Genomic DNA, 19,983 nt, shown 5'->3' on the forward strand with positions numbered 1-19,983 from the left:
GGAGGGAGCCGCGCATCCCGGAGGTGTTGGAGTACACGCTCAGCGCGGCCGCGCCCAGCACCACCGCGTCCGAGGGTGCGATCCCGGGCCGCGTGGCGACGATCAGCGAGGCGAAGTGGTCGCTCAGCTGAACGAAATACTCTTTCATCACGCCGAGTTCGGCGGGCTGGAGGTGGCGTTGTTCGCGCCGCCACAGCGTCGAGACGTCTCGGTGGGCGGTGAGGTCGCCGAGGCCGTCGAGGAGGAGTGAGAGCTGGTCGTCCGGCGAGCTTCCGCGGAGTTCCGCGTCGGTCATGAGTTGCCCCACGAGCTCCACCTGGGTGGTCAGGGCCTGCGACAGGATGTCGTGCTTGCCGGGGAAATGCCGGTACACGGCCGGCCCGGTGAGACCGACGGCGGCGCCGATCTGCTCGATGCTGACGTTGCGGAACCCGGCGTCCTGGAAGAGTTTCGTGGCGGCGCGCACGATCTGCGCCGACCGGTGCCCGACGGACCTGGGCACCACCCCGTGGCCGCGCCGAACCATCCGGATCGGCTGGTCCGGATCAGACGGTGGTGGCGACGGCATCCCGGGTCCTGTTCCTCGGCGGTCCCTGCACCCTCTCACATCATCTCCGGCCCGGGCGCTGCGAATCCCCAGCCCCTCGTCGGGTGGTCTGGGCCGGGTGGTCTGGGCCGGGTGGTCGGGGTCCGGCGGGAACAGTTCGGTGCGCCGCGATGTTGAGGCGTCCGACGGCGCCACGGCTCGGCTGCCCGGCGCCCGCTGAACAGCAGACTCTCGAGAGGACGTTTCATGTCAGTGCAGGCACAGACCACCGACCGCGTCGACTTCTGGTTCGATCCGCTCTGCCCGTGGTGCTGGATCACCTCGCGCTGGATCCTGGAAGCCGAGCAGGTGCGCCCCATCGACGTGAACTTCCACATCATGAGTCTCGCCGTCCTCAACGAGGGCAAGGACATCCCGGAGGAGTACCGCGAGGGACTCAAGCACGCGTGGCGTCCCGTCCGCGTCATCGCCGCGGCTGCCGCACAGAAGGGTGACGAGATCCTCGCGCCGCTCTACACCGCGATGGGCACCCGGATCCACAACCAGGGCATCAAGGATCTCGACGAGGTCATCGCCGGTGCGCTCGAGGAGCTCGGCCTCGACGCCGCGCTCGCGGAGGCGGCCGACGGTACCGACTTCGACGAGACGATCCGCACGAGTCATCACGCGGGCATGGACAAGGTGGGCGACGACGTCGGCACGCCCACCATCCACGTCAACGACGTCGCCTTCTTCGGTCCGGTTCTGTCGCGCATCCCGCGCGGTGAGGACGCCGGCACGGTGTGGGACGGTGCGCGCGCGCTCGCGTCCTACCCCCACTTCTTCGAGCTCAAGCGCACCCGCAACGAGGACCCGCAGTTCGACTGATCGATTCGGTTGCGCGACAACGGTTCGACCAGGTCAGAAGCGCGGTGGGGGTTCGATGCCGTTGGGTAGTCCGCCGGGCGCCGGTGTGGCCGGGTGCGGTGGTGGCGGCACCGGCACCACGTTTCCGCTGCCGACACCCCGGACGATCTGGCGCGGACGCAACAGCATGGCCCCCGCCCGGGTCCGGTCGCGCAGGGCGGCCGCGCGCCAGGTCAGCACCGGATGCGACGACATCGCGTTGGTCAGGAAGGTGAAGAAGCCGCGCTCGTGGGTCGCCCGGTCGGCGAACTGGTCGAAGTCCACCGCCGAGAGCATGTATTTGCCCGCGGCCAGGACACCCATCGCCCCGGGCGCCCCACCGGGTCTGGCGTAGTACCCGTAGTTGTCGGCGCTGTACTCCTGAGCGCGTGACAACGCGGCGCCGAGAACCGGGATGTTCATGCCGACGATCGTCGAGAGCTGTCGCCAGTACGAGGTGTGTCCGGCGGCGATGTGACCGACCTCGTGCCCGATGATGAATTCGAGTGCCTGCGGGTCGCGGGCGGCGCCACCCACCTCGAACAGGTCGGAGTACACGACGACGAACCGCCGGAACCCGTGCCCGGAGGCGAACGCATTGATCGCCCCGTTGCCGAGGACGACGTAGGCGTCGGGCACGTATTCGAGTCCGAAGCGTGCGGCGGCCTCGACGACCATCCGGTGCCCGTCCGGGAACTGGGTCGGCGTCATCTGCACGCCGTTGACCCGCGGTGAGGCATAGGTCAGACCGCGGATCACGAAGAGCAGGAGCGGGAACAGCAGCGCACCCAGCAACAGCTGGTCGAGCGTGCCCAGCGCGACGAGCAGGATGATCGCCGCGTAGCCCACCACCGTCGCGAGGATCACCACGACGAGGGCGGGGATCTCCCAGGGATGCAGCCGGGGCCGCGCCGCGTAGTGCGCCGGACGCAGCCACCGCCGGGTGGGGTCGGCCGGAGCGGGCGGCGGCGGGTCGGCGACGCCGGGCACGTTCGGGATCGGCGCCCCGGCGACGCGTACGCCGCCGTTCGGCTCGTGGGGGATGGGCAGGGGCGTGTCCACGCTCTCAATCTATAGTGGCGCCATGCGTGTCTATCTCGGTGCCGACCATGCCGGATTCGAACTCAAGAACCAGATCGCCGATCATCTCGCGGCGGCCGGCCACGAGGTCGTGGACTGCGGAGCCCATGTGCTGGATCCCGCCGACGACTACCCGGCGTTCTGCATCGCCGCCGCGGCCCGCACCGTCGCCGACCCCGGCAGCCTGGGAATCGTGCTGGGCGGCAGCGGCAACGGCGAACAGATCGCCGCCAACAAGGTCCCCGGCGCGCGCTGCGCGCTCGCCTGGAGCGTCGAGACCGCACAGCTCGCCCGGCAGCACAACAACGCCCAGCTCATCGGCATCGGCGGCCGGATGCACAGCACCTCCGAGGCGCTCGCCATCGTCGACGCCTTCCTCGCCACCCCCTGGTCGGAGGAGGCCCGACACCAGCGCCGCATCGACATCCTCGCCGAGTACGAGCGCACCGGTGAGGCTCCCGAGGTACCGGGGGCCCCGGCCGAGTAGTCGCGGGCCGAGCCCGTGCCCGAGGGCCACACGCTTCATCGACTCGCACGCCGGCAGCAGCGTCTGTTCGGCGGGCAGCGGGTCCGCGTCAGCAGTCCGCAGGGACGTTTTGCCGACGGTGCGGCAGAGGTCGACGGATTGACCTTCCACGCCGCCGAGGCCTGGGGCAAACATCTCGTACATCGCTATCGGGATGGCCGCACCGAACGTCTGGTGCACATCCATCTCGGGCTCTACGGTGGCTTCACCGAACTCACGGTGCCCGTGCCCGCACCGGTGGGCCAGGTTCGACTCCGTATCGAGAGTGAGACCGCCGCAACGGACCTGCGCGGTCCGACGGCCTGTGAGATCTACCACCCCGCCGACCTCGAGACCCTGATCGCCCGGCTCGGTCCGGACCCGCTCCGGCGCGACGCCGACCCCGACCGGGCATGGTCGGCGATCTCGCGGTCCGCTCGTCCGGTCGGCGCCCTGCTGATGGACCAGAAGGTGATCGCGGGGATCGGCAACGTGTACCGCGCTGAGATCCTCTTCCGGGCGGGTATCGATCCGATGCGTCCCGGAAAGCGTGTTCTCCGTGAGGAATTCGACGCATTGTGGTCCGACCTGGTGGGTCTGATGAAGATCGGCGTACGCCGTGGACGCATCCACGTGATCCGCCCAGGGGACGATTCCGGGGCGCCGGCCTATGCACCGAACAGACCGCGAACCTACGTGTATCGGCGGGCGGGTGAGCCGTGCCGGATCTGCGGAACCGCTGTTCTCATGGCCGACCTCGAGGGCCGAAAACTCTATTGGTGTCCCGTCTGCCAGACCTGACAGGTTACTGCCCAGTCGGTGTGGATAGCCGAACCTTAGTAGCATCGTGCGGGACCGTGAGGTTCGCACTCATGCGAAGGGTCGGGGATGACAAGAGGGGGCAGTGTGACAGTCAGCGAAAGCATCCGGTCCCATGCCGGTTTGATCTCGCGGGGAGAGGTGTCTCCACTGAAGGACGTGCCCTTCCACGGAGCTGCCGACGCGCCGATCACCCGACGTGTGCTGGCCGGCGGGGATCTCTTCCCGGAGGCGGAGAAGCGCGTCGTCGCCCATGAGATGCGTGCCGTCTCGGCCGCTTCCCGCGACTATTGCGAACCGCACGTGCACGACTGCCCGGAGATCAACATCCTGCTGTCACTCGACCGTCTCGTCTACGAGATCACCCTCGGTGACGAGGTCTATGAGGTCGAGGCGCCGGCGAGTATCTACATCCCGGCCGGACTCGTGCACAGCGCGAACGTGATCGAGGGGAGCGGATTCTTCGTCGCGATCATCGAGACCGCCGACTACGTCGCCAAACCGCCGCCCGCGCAGGCGTCCTGACCTGATCCGGACCGGCGACGACCGGACTCTCAGGGAGCCCTCAGCGCCCGCGGGGCCGCTTCACACATGCCGTCGCCACGATGGGTGAGGTGCAGCAGAGTGTTGGAGTCCGCCTCGGACAACCGGGAGCCGCGTCGTCGACGATCACCGTCTTCGTGGTGGGCGGGACCGGGGAGTCCTTCGCGGGCGACACCCGGACCGATGTGTCGGGTCTCCTGGCGGGAGTGGCGGACGAACTCGACGACCGCTTCGTCTGTCGGTGGGTCGGGTACCCGGCCAGTTACGGGCCTGCCCCGGTCCCGGGCGGCATGAGTTTCGTCGAGAGTGTCGCCATCGGAGCGCGCCAACTGCGCGCGGCCGTCCTCGCCTCGGCCGGCCCGGTCGCGCTGGTGGGCTATTCCCAGGGTGCGGTGGTGATCCGGACGGCCCTCGCCGAGCTGGCCGCCGCCGACGCGTCCGACCTGCCCCGGATTGTCGGTGTGGGCCTGGTCGCCGATCCCCATCAACCGCCTGGCGCGGTGCCGGGTTGTCGCGGGTGGGGCGTGGCCGGACCGGGAGTAGACCTGCCTGCCGGGCTTCCGGTGCACTGGGTCGGCGCGGCCGAGGACATGATCTGCAACGCCGGTGCCGATTCACTGGTCCGCGACGTCGCCGACCTCACCGGATCGATGGCCCTCGCCGGGCTCGGCCGGTGGGGTAGGAGTGCCTGGAAGGTCCTGCGCGCCAACGACTTGCAGAATGCACGCCGCACCTCCGTCCGGCCGGCACAGTGGCGGCGCGACGCGCGACGTCTCGCGGCCGCCTGGCGCGAGATCCGGTGCTACCTCCCGCCGCGGATGCGCGTCAGGGGCCTGTGGGTCAGCAACGCGGTCGGCGGTCGGCACACGTCCTACCGCAGCGAGCCCTACCGGCGGACGTCGGTCACCGATCCCGCATCCACCGGCTGCCAGGTGATCGCGCAGTGGCTTCAGGTGCAGGCGACCTTCGCCGTCGCGTAGGGCACGACAAAGGGCCGGTCACCCATGGTGACCGGCCCCTCGTGGTGTCTGGTGTACCCAGCTGTTCTGGTACTTACCTAGCTGTTCTGGTACTTCGGTCCGATGGTGTTACGGACCACGATCGGGGTGTTGCGGGGCACGTTGTCGTACACCCACTTGCCGTACTCGGTGGTGACGTTGATGCAGCCGTGGCTGACGTTGCTGCGGCCCTGCTGGTTGACCGACCAGGGTGCGGCGTGGATGAAGATGCCGTCCCACGACATGCGGGTCGCGTACTCGACGTAGGTGCGGTAACCCTCGGCGGAGTCCACCGGGACGCCGTACGTGGACGAATCCATGTACATGTCGCGGTACTTCTCCTTGGTGTAGTACACGCCGTGCGGGGTCGGGTGCGCGTCGGACCCCATCGAGATCGGCATCTTCTTGACGACCTTGCCGTTGTGCCACCAGGTGATGGTGTGGGTGTTGTCGTCGGCCAGCGCGATGTAACCGGTCTCGGTCTTCACGTTCGGGATGGCCGGGTCAGCCGGCTTCTCCTCGGTGGTCGTCGACGACGGCGGCTGCGGGGCCTCGGGGGTGCTCGGCGCCGGCGGGGTCGGCAGACCGGGGATCGCCGGGATCTCGACCGGCGGCAGGCCGGGGATCACGGTGACCGGGACGGCGTTCGCGACACCGGGAAGTGCGAGGGCCATTGCCAGGACGCCGAAGACGACAGCCGTGAGGCGTCGAGCCGAGCGGCGGCGCGAAGCGCGCGGGGTCGGCGTAGGGGAGTTCAACACAGGTCGTACCTTCGGTTCGATGGGTCTTTCCGCGCATCAGCCTGAGCGCTGCACCATCGTTACACAACCGTTGTGTTCGGTCCAAGGAGTCGGGCAGCCCGAATGACCCCGCGATCGCGAACGGCGAGTACGACGTCGCAAAACCCGAGGTGAGCGCAGCCACGCACACCAGATGTGACGGTCATCACATTCGACCGCCGCCATATCCCGTCGGCAGCAGATGCGACTCATCTTCGTCGATGTCCCGTCGATGTCAACAGGATCGTTTGTCCCAGTGTTACTTGGGCTTTGGCGACCGTTGGGTTTCGGGTCAGACGGGCTGGGGGTGTTCGGTCCGAAGGTGTCGCGCGGGCTGTGAACACGCCTCGTCCCGGCAGACGAGCATCACGTCGACGCGGCCGATCCCCGCCTCGGATTCGGTGACGTCGCGGCGGAGGTAGAGGGGAGCGCCGCAGGAGCCGCACCGGCGCTGGGTTTTCGTGTGGCTGGAGGACATGGGTCAACGGTACGCCTGGTGTGGCGTGGATCACAGGGTGGTCGGATGCCGGTGGTCGTCTGTGGGGATGTGGTCCGCTCGGGTGACTCGGGCGGGGATTTGAGACATCCGGAGCGGAATCGCATGTCGTCGAGGTGCGGCGGAGGAATGTCGACGGTGGGGGCGGTGTGCGGTGCCCTCGGAAGGGAGCGCCCTGTTCCACCTCGTCGCCTCTCCGGCACGAGAGGCGATTCACCGTTAGGAAGCTCGATGACCAGACTCATGGCAACACTGACATTCGCCGCGGCGACGTTCGTCGGAAGCGCGGGACTTGTGGCAGGCGCGGGGCTCGCGAACGCCGAGCCCTGCAAGATGGCCGTCGGCAACGGCCAGTTCGCGCCGTGCCCACCGCCGATCATCTCGACCGGACCCGGTGACCCGTCGGCGCCCGGACATCCCGCGGAGGGGCCGCCGCCAGAAATCGAGTACGAGTACGTGCCGCTGCCGTTGCCATGGGACGAACCGCCGACGCCCTGAGACGTCGAAGGTCCGGAGGCGTGACGCCTCCGGACCTGGTGGAGCGGGTGACGGGAATCGAACCCGCGTAGCTAGTTTGGAAGACTAGGGCTCTACCATTGAGCTACACCCGCGTTGCCGCGGTGCCGTCGAGAACTCGGCGTCGCGTGCGATGTGTGACTGTACCGGTAGGGGAGCCGGAACCGAAATCGGGGTCGGCCCCGCGGTTCGGCTCTCATCGGACGCCTCAGTGTTCTGTCGTCGCTTTCGACACCCGTGCGCGGCGTCGGCCGGTGTGGCACGTACTATCTCTTGTTGGCCCTGATGCGCGGTCGCCCTCCGGGGTCTCCTCGCGTGTTCGGACCCCGGGATGTGGCGCAGCTTGGTAGCGCATCCGCTTTGGGAGCGGAGGGTCGCAGGTTCAAATCCTGTCATCCCGACTTGATCGATGTGGCCGGACCGGTCACCCGGTGTACGGCCCGCGAACGACCGAACTTCCACCACCGTAGATATAAGGAGTATTCAGGCGTGAAGAGCACTGTCGAGCAACTCACCCCGACCCGGGTCAAGCTGAACGTCGAGGTCCCGTTCGAGGAGCTGTCGGCAGACTTCGACCGGGCCTACCAGTCGTTGGCCCAGCAGATCCGGATCCCCGGGTTCCGCCCGGGCAAGGCGCCCGCGAAGCTGATCGAGGCCCGCGTCGGTCGCGATTCGATCCTCGCGCAGGTCGTCAACGACGCCATTCCGGCCAAGTACTCCGAGGCCGTCGCCGAGACCGAGACCAAGGCCATCGGCCAGCCCGAGATCGACCTCTCCGAGCTGAAGTACGGCGAGTCGGTCACCTTCACCGCCGAGGTCGACGTCCGTCCCGAGATCACCCTGCCCGACTACTCGACCCTCTCGGTCGAGGTCGACGCGATCGAGGTCGACGACGCCGCCGTGGACGAGCAGCTCGAAGGTCTGCGCGCTCGCTTCGGCACCCTCAAGGGCGTCGAGCGGGGCGTGGAGAACGGCGACTTCGTCTCGATCGACCTGGCCGCGACCGTCGACGGCGAGCCGGTCGAAGAGGCCACCACCGAGGGGCTGTCCCACGAGGTCGGCTCGGGTCAGCTGATCGACGGACTCGACGAGGCGCTCATCGGCCTGAAGGCCGGTGAGGACAAGGAGTTCACGACCAAGCTCGTCGCCGGCGACCACGCCGGTGAGGAGGCTCTGGTGAAGGTGACCGTGCAGTCGGTCAAGGAGCGCGAGCTCCCCGAGGTCGACGACGAGTTCGCCCAGATGGCCAGCGAGTTCGACACCGTCGACGAGCTGCGCGCCAGCCTCGCCGAGCGCGTCGAGCAGTCGGCGAAGCTGGAGCAGGCCAACAAGATCCGTGACGCGGTTCTCGAGAAGCTGCTCGAGACCGTCGAGATCCCGCTGCCCGAGAAGGTCGTCGACGAAGAGGTCGAGGGTCAGCAGCACCAGGTCATCCACGCCCTCGGACACGATGACGAGCAGGTCGCCAAGTTCCTCGAGGCGCAGGGCAAGACCCGCGAGGAGTGGGACGCCGAGTCCCGCGACGAGGCCGAGAAGTCGGTCAAGCAGCAGCTGCTGCTCGATGCCATCGCCGACCAGCAGGACACCGAGGTCAGCCAGGACGAGCTGACCCAACAGATCATCTTCACCGCCCAGCGCTACGGCATGCAGCCGCAGGAGTTCATCCAGCAGCTGACGCAGGCCAACCAGGTCGGCGCCGTGTACGCCGATGTCCGTCGCGGCAAGTCGCTGGCCGCGATCGTCGGCGATGTGACCGTCACCGACACCAACGGTGCGACCGTCGACACCGCGGAGTTCTTCGGTGGCAACGACGACGCCGAGGAGTCCGACGCGGAGACATCCGACACCGACAACTGATCGACTCCGACCGCGGCCCTGCGTGCCGCACCTGATCCGCGCCATCGCCGGTCCTCGTCCCCGAGGGCCGGCGATTGCCGTCGTCCGCCATCGCGCACAGGTTGTTCACGGTGCCGAAGGTGGTTCTGCTCTCAGCGAAGTGGCGTGTCCTCGGGAGTGCCCGCGGGTCTCGATTGGTTAGTGTCGGTGAGGACGTCATCAGAGAAGTATTCGATGAGCGTGTGCGTCGCCCGCGGGTGACGCACAGGTCATGACAACAAGGCAAAGGTAGGAACCCGTGAGTGAGCCGACCATCCACACACCCACGATGAGTTCGGGTGTGGCTGGGTTGAACCTGACCGATTCGGTGTTCGAGCGTCTGCTGCGCGAGCGCATCATCTTCCTGGGCACCCAGGTCGACGACGACATCGCGAACCGACTGTGCGCGCAGATCCTGCTGCTCGCAGCCGAGGACCCGCAGAAGGACATCCACCTCTACATCAACTCGCCCGGTGGGTCGGTGACCGCCGGCATGGCGATCTTCGACACCATGCAGCTCGCCGAGTGCGACGTCGCGACCTACGCGATGGGCATGGCGGCGTCGATGGGGCAGTTCCTCCTGGCCTCCGGCACCAAGGGCAAGCGGCACGCACTGCCGCACGCGCGCATCATGATGCACCAGCCGTCCGCGGGCATCGGTGGTACCGCCGCCGACATCGCGATCCAGGCCGAGCAGTTCGCGCTCACCAAGAAGGAGATGAACCGGCTCAACGCCGAGTTCAGCGGTCAGCCGCTCGAGAAGATCGAGGCCGACGCGGACCGTGACAAGTGGTTCACCGCGGAAGAGGCCAAGGAATACGGCTTCGTCGACAAGGTGATCTCGCGTCCGGGTCAGTGAGACCCGGGGTCGATGACCGCGCCTGACAGCCACCGCCGAGCCACCTCTACTCAATGGAGCAACAGATGACCAACTCCCTTTCCCACGACGGCATGCCCGCCGAGGTCGCCGCCGGGATCCCCGCGTCGGCCCTGGCGCTGAAGAACATCGAGGCGCGGTACATCCTGCCGCAGTTCATCGAGCACACCCCGAACGGTCAGCGACAGTACGACCCGTACGCGAAGCTCTTCGAAGAGCGGATCGTGTTCGTCGGCACCCCGATCGACCAGGTCGTGTCCAACGACGTCATGGCGCAGCTGCTGGTGCTGGAGTCGCAGGATCCCGACCGCGACATCACCATGTACATCAACTCGCCCGGTGGCAGCGTGCCGGACATGCTGGCCATCTACGACACGATGCAGTACGTGCACTGCGACATCGTCACGGTCTGCCTCGGCGAGGCGGCGTCGGCCGCGGCGATCCTCCTCGCCGGCGGAACGCCCGGCAAGCGCGCGGCCCTCCCGAACGCCACGGTCCTGATCCACCAGCCGCGTACCGGCGGTGCATACCAGGGTCAGGTGTCCGACCTCGAGATCCAGGCCGCCGAGATCGAGCGCATCCGCGACCGGCTCGACGAGATCTTGGCAAGCCACACCGGCCAGGACAAGGAGAAGATCCGCAAGGACACCGATCGCGACAACATCCTGACCGCGGCGGCCGCCAAGGAGTACGGAATCATCGACGAGGTCTTCGAGTACCGCAAGAAGTCGATGAAGAAGTAGTCCTTCGATGAAGTAGTTGTGGCAGTACAGAAGTCCCGGTGATTTTCTGCCGCGACATTTGGCCTTATCGGTCGAAGTTCGGGCGGCACGCGGGTACCGTCGGGTTACTGGGCATTCGAATGTCGATCAAATGACCCATGCCCGGCTGCGTGCGACGCGACGGACCAGACACGACAGTCCGGCAACGAGGAAGTAGGTACAGCGCGAGATGGCACGAATCGGAGACGGCGGCGACCTGCTCAAGTGCTCTTTTTGCGGGAAGAGCCAGAAGCAGGTGAAGAAGCTCATCGCCGGCCCCGGCGTGTACATCTGCGATGAGTGCATCGACCTGTGCAACGAGATCATCGAAGAGGAACTGGCCGAGAACGGCGACGTCAAGCTCGACGAGCTGCCCAAGCCGACGGAGATCCGTGACTTCCTCGAGAAGTACGTCATCGGCCAGGACACGGCGAAGCGGACGCTCGCGGTGGCGGTCTACAACCACTACAAGCGCATCCAGGCGGGAGAGAAGAAGGACTCCCGGACGGGTGAGACCGTCGAGCTGATGAAGTCGAACATCCTCATGCTCGGCCCCACCGGATGCGGCAAGACGTATCTGGCGCAGACGCTGGCGAAGATGCTCAACGTCCCGTTCGCGATCGCCGACGCCACCGCCCTCACCGAGGCCGGATATGTGGGCGAGGACGTCGAGAACATCCTGTTGAAGCTGATCCAGGCCGCCGACTACGACGTCAAGCGCGCCGAGACCGGCATCATCTACATCGACGAGGTCGACAAGATCGCTCGCAAGAGCGAGAACCCGTCGATCACCCGCGATGTGTCCGGCGAAGGTGTCCAGCAGGCGCTCCTGAAGATCCTCGAGGGGACCCAGGCCTCCGTGCCGCCGCAGGGCGGACGCAAGCACCCGCATCAGGAGTTCATCCAGATCGACACGACGAACGTGCTCTTCATCGTCGCCGGTGCGTTCGCCGGGCTCGAGAAGATCGTGTCCGAGCGAATCGGCAAGCGCGGCCTCGGTTTCGGCAACGAAGTGGCGAGCAAGGACGAGGTCGACACCTCGGATCAGTTCGCCGACGTGATGCCGGAGGACTTGATCAAGTTCGGTCTGATCCCGGAGTTCATCGGACGTCTGCCGGTCGTGGCCTCGGTGACCAACCTCGACAAGGACTCGCTGGTCAGCATTCTCTCGGAGCCGAAGAACGCGCTGGTGAAGCAGTACACCCGGTTGTTCGACATGGACAACGTGGAGCTCGAGTTCACCAAGGATGCGCTCGAGGCGGTCGCCGATCAGGCGATCCACCGTGGCACCGGCGCCCGTGGCCTGCGCGCCATCATGGAAGAGGTCCTGCTGCCGGTCATGTACGACATCCCCAGCCGGGACGACGTCGAGAAGGTCGTGGTGACCGGTGAGACCGTCCGGGACAACGTGCTCCCGACGATCGTGCCGCGGAAGGCCTCCAGCGACGAACGTCGCGACAAGAGCGCCTGACGCGCAGCACGCACCGACGACAAGCGAGCCCCGCCCGGTCCTCCGGGCGGGGCTCGAATCTGTCGTACCCGGCTAGGCCGATGCGGCCGGCTCGAGGCGGATGACCACCGCCTTGGAGACCGGTGTGTTCGACTCCCTGGCCACCGATCCCAGCGGGACCAGCGGATTGGTCTCCGGGTAGTACGCGGCCGCGTTGCCGCGCGGCGTGTCGTACGGGACGACCTCGAAGCCGCGGACCCGGCGTTCCTCCACTCCGGCCTCGCCGTCGAACTCCGAGACGATGTCGACGAGTTGTCCGGCCCGGAGGCCGAGCGACGCGATGTCGTCGGGGTTGACCATCACGATGTGGCGGTTCCCAGAGATGCCGCGGTAACGGTCGTCGTGGCCGTAGACGGTGGTGTTGTACTGGTCGTGGCTCCGGAGTGTCTGCAAGATGAGACGGCCGGCCGGGACGTCCACCCATTCGAGGGGGTGGAGTGCGAAGTTGGCCTTGCCGTTGGGGGTGTCGAACGACCTGGTGTCGCGAGGCGGGTGCGGCAGCACGAAGCCGTCACTCCGCCGGACGCGGATGTTGAAGTCGTCGAAGCCGGGTACGACCCGCTCGATCCGGTCCCGGATGCGGTCGTAGTCGCGCTTGAGTTCTTGCCACGGAACCGGGTGAGCGGTGCCGAGAACACGGGTCGCGAGATCGCAGATGATCGCGACCTCGCTACGCAGATGCGACGACACCGGCGGCAGCGACCCGCGCGACAGGTGCACCGCCGACATCGAGTCCTCGACCGAGACACGTTGCGCCACACCGTCGATGACGTCGCGGTCGGTACGACCGAGGGTGGGCAGGATGAGTGCGCGGCGACCGGTGACGAGGTGCGATTCGTTCAGTTTGGTGGACACGTGCACCGTGAGTGCGCAGCGCCGCAGAGCGTCGGCGGTGGCGTCGGTGTCGGGCGAGGCAGACACGAAATTGCCGCCCATCCCGACGAAGACGCGGACCTTCCCGGCGGCCATCGCGGTGATGGCTGCGACGGTGTCGTAGCCGTGCTCGCGTGGGGACGTGATGCCGAACTCGGCATCCTGGGCGGCGAGGAAGGACTCCGGCATCTTCTCGAAGATCCCCATCGTGCGATCGCCCTGCACATTGGAATGGCCGCGAACCGGGCACAGTCCGGCCCCGACTCGGCCGATCATGCCGCGCAGCAGCAGCACGTTGGTGCCCTCGGCGATGGTCGCCACGCCGTGGCGGTGCTGGGTCAGTCCCATCGCCCAGCACAGGACGATGCGTCGGGAGGTGGCAACAGCCCGTGCGAGCTCGTCGATCTCGGCGCGGGTCACTCCGGTGATCTCGACGACCTCGTCGAGGTCGACGTCGTCGAGCAGATCGAGATACTCCTCGACCCCGGCGCACGACTCGTCGAGGAATTGCTGATCGAAGACCGTTCCGGGCGCTGCTCGTTCGGCGTCACGGAGCAGACGTGCGACGCCGCGGAACAGGGCCATGTCGGACCCGAGCCGGACCTGGAGGAAGTCGTCGGCCAGCTTGGTGCCCGCGCCGATGACGCCGCCGACCTTCTGCGGATCCTTGAAGCGCATCAGGCCCGCCTCGGGGAGCGGGTTGATCGCGACGATCCGGGCGCCGTTGTGCTTCGCCTTCTCCAGGGTGGCAAGCATTCTCGGGTGATTGGTGCCGGGGTTCTGGCCGGCGATGAGGATCAGGTCGGCCGCCTCGAGATCGGGGACGGTGACCGACCCCTTGCCGATGCCGATCGACGCGCCGAGAGCGGCGCCGGACGACTCGTGGCACATGTTCGAGCAGTCGGGGAGATTGTTCGTACCCAGGCTGCGGGCGAAGAGCTGATACAGGAAAGCGGCTTCGTTGCTGGTGCGACCCGACGTGTAGAACACGGCCTCGTCGGGCGAGTCCATCGCGGCGAGCTCGTCGGCGATGACGGCGTCGGCCTCATCCCAGCTGAGCGGCCGGTAGTGGGTGTCGCCCGAGCCGAGATACATCGGGTGCGCCAGACGCCCCTGCTGCGAAAGCCAGTAGCCGCTTCGTGTGCGGAGGTCATCGACGCTGTGGGCGGCGAAGAACTCGGGAGTGACCGCTCGACGAGTGGCCTCTTCGGCGACCGCCTTGGCGCCGTTCTCGCAGAACTCGGCGTGCTTGCGGTGGCCCGGGGTCTCCGGCCAGGCGCAGCCGGGGCAATCGAACCCATCACGCTGATTGAGCTTGATCAAGGTCTGCGCCGTCCGGACCGCGCCCATCTGCTCGACACCGCGCTTGAGGGCGACCGCGACCGCGGGGACCCCGGCGGCATAGGACTTCCGGTGCGTGCGCCGGACCTCGCGCGGCTCGTCGACGGCGTGCGTTGCCGTCGATTCGGTGTCGTGAGTGTTGCTCATGATGTCCATCTTGCCCCGCACGTGTGCCGCATCGCGCACACTGGGCACTGTGACTCAACACACGGATTCGGATACATCGGTGATCGCCGCTCTGGTGCTGGCGGGCGGACGCTCACGGCGAATGGGCAGCGACAAGGCCGCACTGGACTGGGAGGGCGAACCCATGCTCGCCCGGGTGGTGCGCGTGGTGTCGCAACGATGCGATCCGGTGCTGGTCGTCGCGGGTGAGACGTCCGCCGCATTCCGCGGCGTCGACGACATCCGTGACCGCGCGGCGCCGGGGATCGACACGTCGAAGGTGCGCTGGGTGACCGATGAGCAGGAGGGGACCGGCCCGCTGGGCGGTCTCGTCGCAGGTCTGTCCGCCGCGGCCGCCGCGGGTGCCGAGTACGCGTTCGTGTGTGCCACGGACATGCCGCTCATCGCCCCGGACCTGATCGACGAGTTACGTCTGGGCGTGACCGGCTCGACGCAGGCGGTCATCGCGCACGACGCGCAGCGCGATCATCCGATGGCAGGGATCTACCGCACGGATGCGGCCGGACTGATCGCCGACATCGTCGCGAGCGGCGAACGACGGATGCTGGGCGCGATCGAGGCACTCACCACCCACCGGGTGGGAATCTCCGATCCGGACTGGCTCGTCAACGTCAACGCGCCCGAGGACCTGCACAGGTTGCGCGTGTCGGCGGGCTAGCGGCCGGCGCGCTCGCGCGGACGGGTCCCGGGCGAGGTCCGGCCCGGCGAAAACATAGAATAGCGCCCGTGACATCACCCGACCAGACATCCGCGTTGCCCGAGACAGCGTCGCCCCGGACTGCCGTACCCGAGACCGGGTTGCCCAAGTCCTGGGATCCCGCTGAGCACGAGGCGTCGCTCTACCAGGGCTGGGTGGACGCCGGGTACTTCACCGCGGACGCGGCGAGCGACAAGCCACCGTTCTCCATCGTGATCCCACCGCCGAATGTCAACGGCTCCCTGCACATGGGCCACGCCTACGAACATGTCCTGATGGATGCGCTCTCACGCCGGCGTCGCATGCAGGGTTACGAGGTGCTGTGGCTGCCCGGAATGGACCACGCGGCGATCGCGATGCAAACGATGGTCGAGCGCAAGCTCGCCGCCGAGGGCAAGACGCGTGACGACCTCGGCCGAGAGGCGTTCATCGACCGGGTGTGGGCCGAGAAGGCCGAGATCAGCGGGAACATCGGTGAGCAGATGCGCCGCATCGGCGACAGTGTCGACTGGTCGCGCGAACGCTTCACGATGGACGAGGGCCTGTCGCGGGCGGTGCACACGGTCTTCAAGAAGATGTTCGACGACGGGCTGATCTACCAGGCGGAGCGTCTGGTCAACTGGTCGCCGGTCCTCAAGACCGCTGTCAGCGACATCGAGGTGAGCTACGCCGACGTGGAAGGCGAGCTCGTCAGCTTCCGTTACGGATCGCTCGACGACACCGAACCCCACATCGTCGTCGCGACGACCCGGCTGGAGACGATGCTCGGCGACACCGCGATCGCGGTCCATCCCGACGACGAGCGTTATGCCCACCTGGTCGGCACCGAGCTGCCGCATCCGTTCGTCGACCGCCGGATCCCGATCGTCGCCGACGACTATGTGGACCCCGAATTCGGCAGTGGCGCAGTGAAGATCACTCCCGCACACGACCCCAACGACTTCGCGCTCGGACAGCGGCACAACCTGCCGATGCCGACGATCATGGACGAATCGGCCCGGATCGCCGACACCGGAACCGAATTCGACGGCATGGACCGCTTCGAGGCGCGCGTCAAGGTGCGCGAGGCGCTGGCCGAACAGGGCCGGATCGTCAAGGAGGTGCGTCCGTACCTGCACAGCGTCGGCCACTCCGAGCGCACCGGTGAGCCGATCGAACCGCGACTGTCGATGCAGTGGTGGGTGGCGGTCTCCACGCTGGCCGCGGCGGCCGGCGACGCGGTGCGCGACGGGTCGACGGTGATCCACCCGAAGTCGATGGAACCGCGCTGGTTCAGCTGGGTCGACGACATGCACGACTGGTGTATCTCGCGCCAGCTGTGGTGGGGCCACCGCATCCCGATCTGGTACGGACCCGACGGCGACGTCGTGTGCGTCGGACCCGACGAGCAGGCGCCCGAGGGCTACGTCCAGGAGACCGACGTCCTCGACACCTGGTTCTCGTCCGGGCTGTGGCCGTTCTCCACGATGGGCTGGCCCGACCAGACCGCGGATCTCGAGAAGTTCTATCCCACGTCGGTCCTCGTCACCGGCTACGACATCCTGTTCTTCTGGGTGGCCCGCATGATGATGTTCGGCACCTACGTCGGCAAGGACCTGGGACCGGGCAACGAGATCCCGTTCCACAACCTGTTCCTGCACGGACTGGTGCGCGACGAGCACGGTCGCAAGATGTCGAAGTCCAAGGGCAACGGCATCGACCCGCTCGACTGGGTGGAACGCTTCGGCGCCGACGCCCTGCGCTTCACCCTCGCCCGGGGTGCGAATCCCGGTTCGGACATCTCGGTCGGCGAGGATCACGCCCAGTCGTCGCGCAACTTCGCGACCAAGCTCTACAACGCCACCAAGTTCGCGCTGATGAACGGCGCGAAGGTCGGTGAGCTGCCCGAAGCGGAGGCGCTGACCGACGCCGACCGGTGGATCCTGGGCCGCCTCGACGAGGTGCTCGCCGAGATCGACGCCGGGTTCGAGTCCTACGAGTTCTCCAAGGCCTGCGAGGCGCTCTATCACTTCGCGTGGGACGAGGTCTGCGACTGGTATCTCGAACTGGCGAAGGTGCAGATCGCCGAGAACGACGAGAAGCGTTCGGAAGCAACCGCTCTCGTGCTGGGGGCGGTCCTCGAGCCGCTGCTGCGAGCGCTGTCGCCGGTGATGCCGTTCGTCACCGAGGTGCTCTGGAAGGCGCTCACCGGGGGCGAATCGCTGGTGGTCGCGCCGTGGCCGACCACCTCCGGACGTGACTGGTCGTCGGATTCGGCCGCCCGCGTGGACGATCTGCAGCGGTTGATCACCGAGGTCCGCCGTTTCCGCAGCGATCAGGGTCTGCGTCCGGGCCAGCGGGTCGCCGTGCAGTTCGAGGGACTCGGCGAAGCCGGGCTCGAACCGCTGCTGCCGTACGTGACCGCCCTGGCGCGCCTCGATCCGGCCGGACCCGGCTTCGGAGCCACCGCGACCATCGAGGTCCGCCTGAGCGTGGCCACCGTGGTCGTCGCGATCGACACCTCGGGCACCGTCGACGTCGAGGCCGAACGCAAACGCCTCACCAAGGACCTGTCGGTCGCGGAGAAAGAGCTGTCGACGACCTCGGCGAAACTGGGCAACGAGCAGTTCCTGTCCAAGGCGCCCGACCACGTGGTCGCCAAGATCCGGGACCGTCAGCGGATCGCGACCGAAGAGGTCGAACGATTGAACGCGAAGCTGGCGAGTCTGGCCGGCGCGTGAGCGACGACACCGGTTTCCCCGAAGAGGATCCCGCCGTCCTGGGTATGGACGCGGCGGGCGACCCCCTGGGTCTGTCGGCGATCCTGGGGGACGACGAACCCGATCCGGATGCCGAGCCGGCGCGGTTGCGCGTCACCGACAGCGCCGACGATCTCGCCGAACTCGCCGACGTCGAGGCCGAACTCGACACCCGGTGGCCCGAGACCAAGATCGAACCGTCGCTGACCCGCATCGCGACGCTCATGGACCTCCTCGGGTCGCCGCAGCACGGGTATCCCGCGATCCACATCGCCGGGACGAACGGCAAGACGTCGGTCACCCGGATGGTCGACGCCCTGCTGTCGGCGCTGCACCGGCGCACCGGGCGGATCACGAGTCCGCACCTGCAGCGCGTCACCGAACGGATCTCGGTGGACGGCAAGCCGATTCCGGCGCGCACCTACATCGACACCTATCGGGAACTCGAGCCGTACATCACCATGGTCGACGATTCGTCGACTGCCGCGGGCGGACCGCGGATGAGCAAGTTCGAGGTGCTGACCGCGATGGCGTACGCGGTGTTCGCCGAGGCGCCGGTCGACGTGGCCGTCGTCGAGACCGGTATGGGCGGACGCTGGGACGCGACCAACGTCATCGACGGGACGGTCTCGGTGATCACGCCGATCGCGATGGATCACGCGGACTACCTCGGCGACACGCTGACCGCCATCGCGGGGGAGAAGGCGGGGATCATCAAGGCCGCCGAGCCCGATGCCGCCGGGACCGTCGACCCCGTCACGGTCATCGCCGAACAGAGTCCTGAGGTCATGGACGTCCTGCTGCGCGCGGCCGTCGACGCGGGGACCATCGTCGCCCGTCAGGGTTCGGAGTTCGCGGTCCTCGATGCCGGCATCGCGGTGGGCGGGCAGATGCTGACGATCCAGGGACTCGGCGGCGTCTACGACGAGATCTTCGTGCCGTTGCACGGCGCGCACCAGGCGGCGAACGCCGCGCTGGCCCTCGCGGCGGTGGAGGCGTTCTTCGGTGCGGGTGCCGATCGGCAGCTCGACATCGATGCCGTCCGTGCGGGTTTCGCCACGGTCGACAACCCCGGGCGGCTCGAACGGTTGCGCAGCGCGCCGACGGTGTTCGCCGACGCGGCACACAACCCGCACGGGGCGGCCGCACTCGCGCAGGCCCTCGCCGAGGAATTCGACTTCCGTCGTCTCGTCGGCGTGGTCGGTGTGCTCGGCGACAAAGACGCCCGCGGGGTCCTGGAGGCCCTGGAACCGGTGCTCGACGCGATCGTCGTCACCGACAACGGATCACCGCGCGCCCTCGACCCCGAAACGCTCGCGGAGTACGCGCGCGAGGTGTTCGGTGAGGACCGCGTCGTCGTCAAACCCTTCCTGCCCGACGCCGTCGAAGAGGCCATCGCCCTGGCCGAGGAAGCCGACGGGGAGCGAGTGTCGGGCGCAGGCGTGGTCATCACCGGGTCCGTCGTGACCGCGGGTGCCGCGCGAACCCTCTTCGGTAAGGAACCCTCATGACCACCCGGTACACCCCACCCACGAACGATCCGTGGAAGGGGCTGCGCGGCGTGATGGCGGGCACGATGATCCTCGAGGTCATCGTCGTGATCCTGGCGTTCCCGATCGTGTGGCGTCTGGGCGACGGGCTGACCTGGCTGTCGGGCGGGTACCTCACGCTGGTGGTCATCGCGATGATCCTCGCCGCCGGGATGCAGGGCCGGCCCTACGCGATCACCCTCGATCTCGCCCTGCAGGTCGTCCTGATCGCCGGCGGGATCTTCCACTGGTCGATCGCGGTGGTCGGAGTCGTCTTCGGTTCGGTCTGGCTCTACATCCGCTACATCAAGGCCGACGTGGAGAAGCGCGTCGAACGCGGGATGCTGCCCGGACAGGAACCGATCGAGTAGTCGGAGAGGTCCGGTACCGCCCGCCTCGGACGCCGGACCAGCCGTGTTCGCGTTGCT

At 67.6% G+C, this 19,983-nt stretch carries 19 protein-coding genes and 2 tRNA genes; 15 read left to right on the top strand and 6 right to left on the bottom strand.

Features of this window, described 5'->3' with window-relative positions; genetic code table 11:
- Positions 1–568: TetR/AcrR family transcriptional regulator (locus CA982_RS19510; protein ID WP_144066065.1), on the bottom strand; the 568-nt coding region annotated here is incomplete at its 3' end.
- A gap of 225 nt (positions 569–793) precedes the next feature.
- Between CA982_RS19510 and CA982_RS19515 the strand changes: the two genes are divergently transcribed.
- Complete coding sequence (locus CA982_RS19515; protein WP_086536913.1) at positions 794–1,414, top strand: DsbA family protein; 621 nt, start codon at positions 794–796, stop codon at positions 1,412–1,414.
- A 33-nt stretch (positions 1,415–1,447) separates the two neighbouring features.
- Here CA982_RS19515 and CA982_RS19520 read toward each other — a convergent pair whose 3' ends face one another.
- Positions 1,448–2,494: a M48 family metallopeptidase gene (locus tag CA982_RS19520; RefSeq protein ID WP_086536914.1), complete on the bottom strand. Its 1,047-nt coding sequence runs from the start codon at positions 2,492–2,494 to the stop codon at positions 1,448–1,450.
- 22 nt (positions 2,495–2,516) lie between these two features.
- On the opposite strand from CA982_RS19520, the gene CA982_RS19525 reads away from it, so the two are divergent.
- From CA982_RS19525 to CA982_RS19540, 4 genes are all read left to right on the top strand, one after another.
- A complete protein-coding gene (locus tag CA982_RS19525; RefSeq protein ID WP_086536915.1) occupies positions 2,517–2,999 on the top strand; it encodes a ribose-5-phosphate isomerase in 483 nt (160 codons plus the stop codon).
- 15 nt (positions 3,000–3,014) lie between these two features.
- Entirely contained in the window at positions 3,015–3,818 is an 804-nt protein-coding gene (locus CA982_RS19530) for an Fpg/Nei family DNA glycosylase (protein WP_086536916.1), read from the top strand.
- An 87-nt stretch (positions 3,819–3,905) separates the two neighbouring features.
- On the top strand, positions 3,906–4,361 hold the full coding sequence (locus CA982_RS19535; protein ID WP_275447830.1) for a cupin domain-containing protein: 456 nt from the start codon (positions 3,906–3,908) through the stop codon (positions 4,359–4,361).
- 89 nt (positions 4,362–4,450) lie between these two features.
- Positions 4,451–5,359: a PE-PPE domain-containing protein gene (locus CA982_RS19540; RefSeq protein WP_086536978.1), complete on the top strand. Its 909-nt coding sequence runs from the start codon at positions 4,451–4,453 to the stop codon at positions 5,357–5,359.
- A 77-nt stretch (positions 5,360–5,436) separates the two neighbouring features.
- On the opposite strand, the gene CA982_RS19545 is transcribed toward CA982_RS19540, so the two are convergent.
- Both CA982_RS19545 and CA982_RS19550 read right to left on the bottom strand, forming a co-directional pair.
- Positions 5,437–6,138: a L,D-transpeptidase gene (locus CA982_RS19545; protein WP_086536917.1), complete on the bottom strand. Its 702-nt coding sequence runs from the start codon at positions 6,136–6,138 to the stop codon at positions 5,437–5,439.
- Positions 6,139–6,448: 310 nt separating this feature from the next.
- Positions 6,449–6,634: a hypothetical protein gene (locus CA982_RS19550; RefSeq protein ID WP_086536918.1), complete on the bottom strand. Its 186-nt coding sequence runs from the start codon at positions 6,632–6,634 to the stop codon at positions 6,449–6,451.
- Between the two features lie 261 nt (positions 6,635–6,895).
- On the opposite strand from CA982_RS19550, the gene CA982_RS19555 reads away from it, so the two are divergent.
- Entirely contained in the window at positions 6,896–7,150 is a 255-nt protein-coding gene (locus CA982_RS19555; protein WP_244176389.1) for a hypothetical protein, read from the top strand.
- A 39-nt stretch (positions 7,151–7,189) separates the two neighbouring features.
- Here CA982_RS19555 and CA982_RS19560 read toward each other — a convergent pair.
- Positions 7,190–7,263, bottom strand: a tRNA-Gly gene (locus CA982_RS19560).
- Between the two features lie 232 nt (positions 7,264–7,495).
- On the opposite strand from CA982_RS19560, the gene CA982_RS19565 reads away from it, so the two are divergent.
- The 5 genes from CA982_RS19565 to clpX all read left to right on the top strand — a co-directional run bounded on the left by CA982_RS19565 (position 7,496) and on the right by clpX (position 12,152).
- A tRNA-Pro gene (locus CA982_RS19565) sits at positions 7,496–7,569 on the top strand.
- An 88-nt stretch (positions 7,570–7,657) separates the two neighbouring features.
- Positions 7,658–9,025, top strand: a complete 1,368-nt coding sequence (gene tig / locus CA982_RS19570; protein WP_158097823.1) for a trigger factor — start codon at positions 7,658–7,660, stop codon at positions 9,023–9,025.
- A gap of 277 nt (positions 9,026–9,302) precedes the next feature.
- Positions 9,303–9,902 (top strand): ATP-dependent Clp protease proteolytic subunit, encoded by a 600-nt coding sequence (locus tag CA982_RS19575; RefSeq protein WP_004019614.1) that lies wholly within the window; start codon positions 9,303–9,305, stop codon positions 9,900–9,902.
- 65 nt (positions 9,903–9,967) lie between these two features.
- Positions 9,968–10,663 carry an ATP-dependent Clp protease proteolytic subunit gene (locus CA982_RS19580; protein WP_086536979.1) on the top strand — a complete coding sequence of 232 codons (696 nt, stop codon included), beginning with the start codon at positions 9,968–9,970 and terminating at the stop codon, positions 10,661–10,663.
- A gap of 208 nt (positions 10,664–10,871) precedes the next feature.
- Positions 10,872–12,152: an ATP-dependent Clp protease ATP-binding subunit ClpX gene (gene clpX / locus CA982_RS19585; RefSeq protein WP_004019616.1), complete on the top strand. Its 1,281-nt coding sequence runs from the start codon at positions 10,872–10,874 to the stop codon at positions 12,150–12,152.
- A gap of 72 nt (positions 12,153–12,224) precedes the next feature.
- Here clpX and CA982_RS19590 read toward each other — a convergent pair whose 3' ends face one another.
- Positions 12,225–14,561: an FdhF/YdeP family oxidoreductase gene (locus CA982_RS19590; protein WP_086536921.1), complete on the bottom strand. Its 2,337-nt coding sequence runs from the start codon at positions 14,559–14,561 to the stop codon at positions 12,225–12,227.
- A gap of 40 nt (positions 14,562–14,601) precedes the next feature.
- Here CA982_RS19590 and mobA point away from each other — a divergent pair, with 40 nt between their 5' ends.
- The 4 genes from mobA (at position 14,602) to CA982_RS19610 (ending at position 19,926) form a co-directional block, all read left to right on the top strand.
- The gene (gene mobA, locus CA982_RS19595; protein ID WP_244176391.1) at positions 14,602–15,249 is read left to right on the top strand and encodes a molybdenum cofactor guanylyltransferase; all 648 of its coding nucleotides are present in this window, start codon (positions 14,602–14,604) and stop codon (positions 15,247–15,249) included.
- A gap of 95 nt (positions 15,250–15,344) precedes the next feature.
- Positions 15,345–18,008: a valine--tRNA ligase gene (locus tag CA982_RS19600; protein ID WP_086536922.1), complete on the top strand. Its 2,664-nt coding sequence runs from the start codon at positions 15,345–15,347 to the stop codon at positions 18,006–18,008.
- Positions 18,005–19,537, top strand: coding sequence for a bifunctional tetrahydrofolate synthase/dihydrofolate synthase (gene folC, locus CA982_RS19605; RefSeq protein WP_086536923.1), 1,533 nt, complete (start codon positions 18,005–18,007; stop codon positions 19,535–19,537). Before CA982_RS19600 ends, folC begins: the two co-directional genes overlap by 4 nt.
- Positions 19,534–19,926: a DUF4233 domain-containing protein gene (locus CA982_RS19610; RefSeq protein WP_086536924.1), complete on the top strand. Its 393-nt coding sequence runs from the start codon at positions 19,534–19,536 to the stop codon at positions 19,924–19,926. The genes folC and CA982_RS19610 overlap by 4 nt, the downstream gene beginning before the upstream one ends.
- Positions 19,927–19,983 lie beyond the last annotated feature (57 nt).

Origin of the sequence: Gordonia lacunae (assembly GCF_002149015.1) — a bacterium.
Classification (GTDB): Bacteria; Actinomycetota; Actinomycetes; order Mycobacteriales; family Mycobacteriaceae; genus Gordonia; species Gordonia lacunae.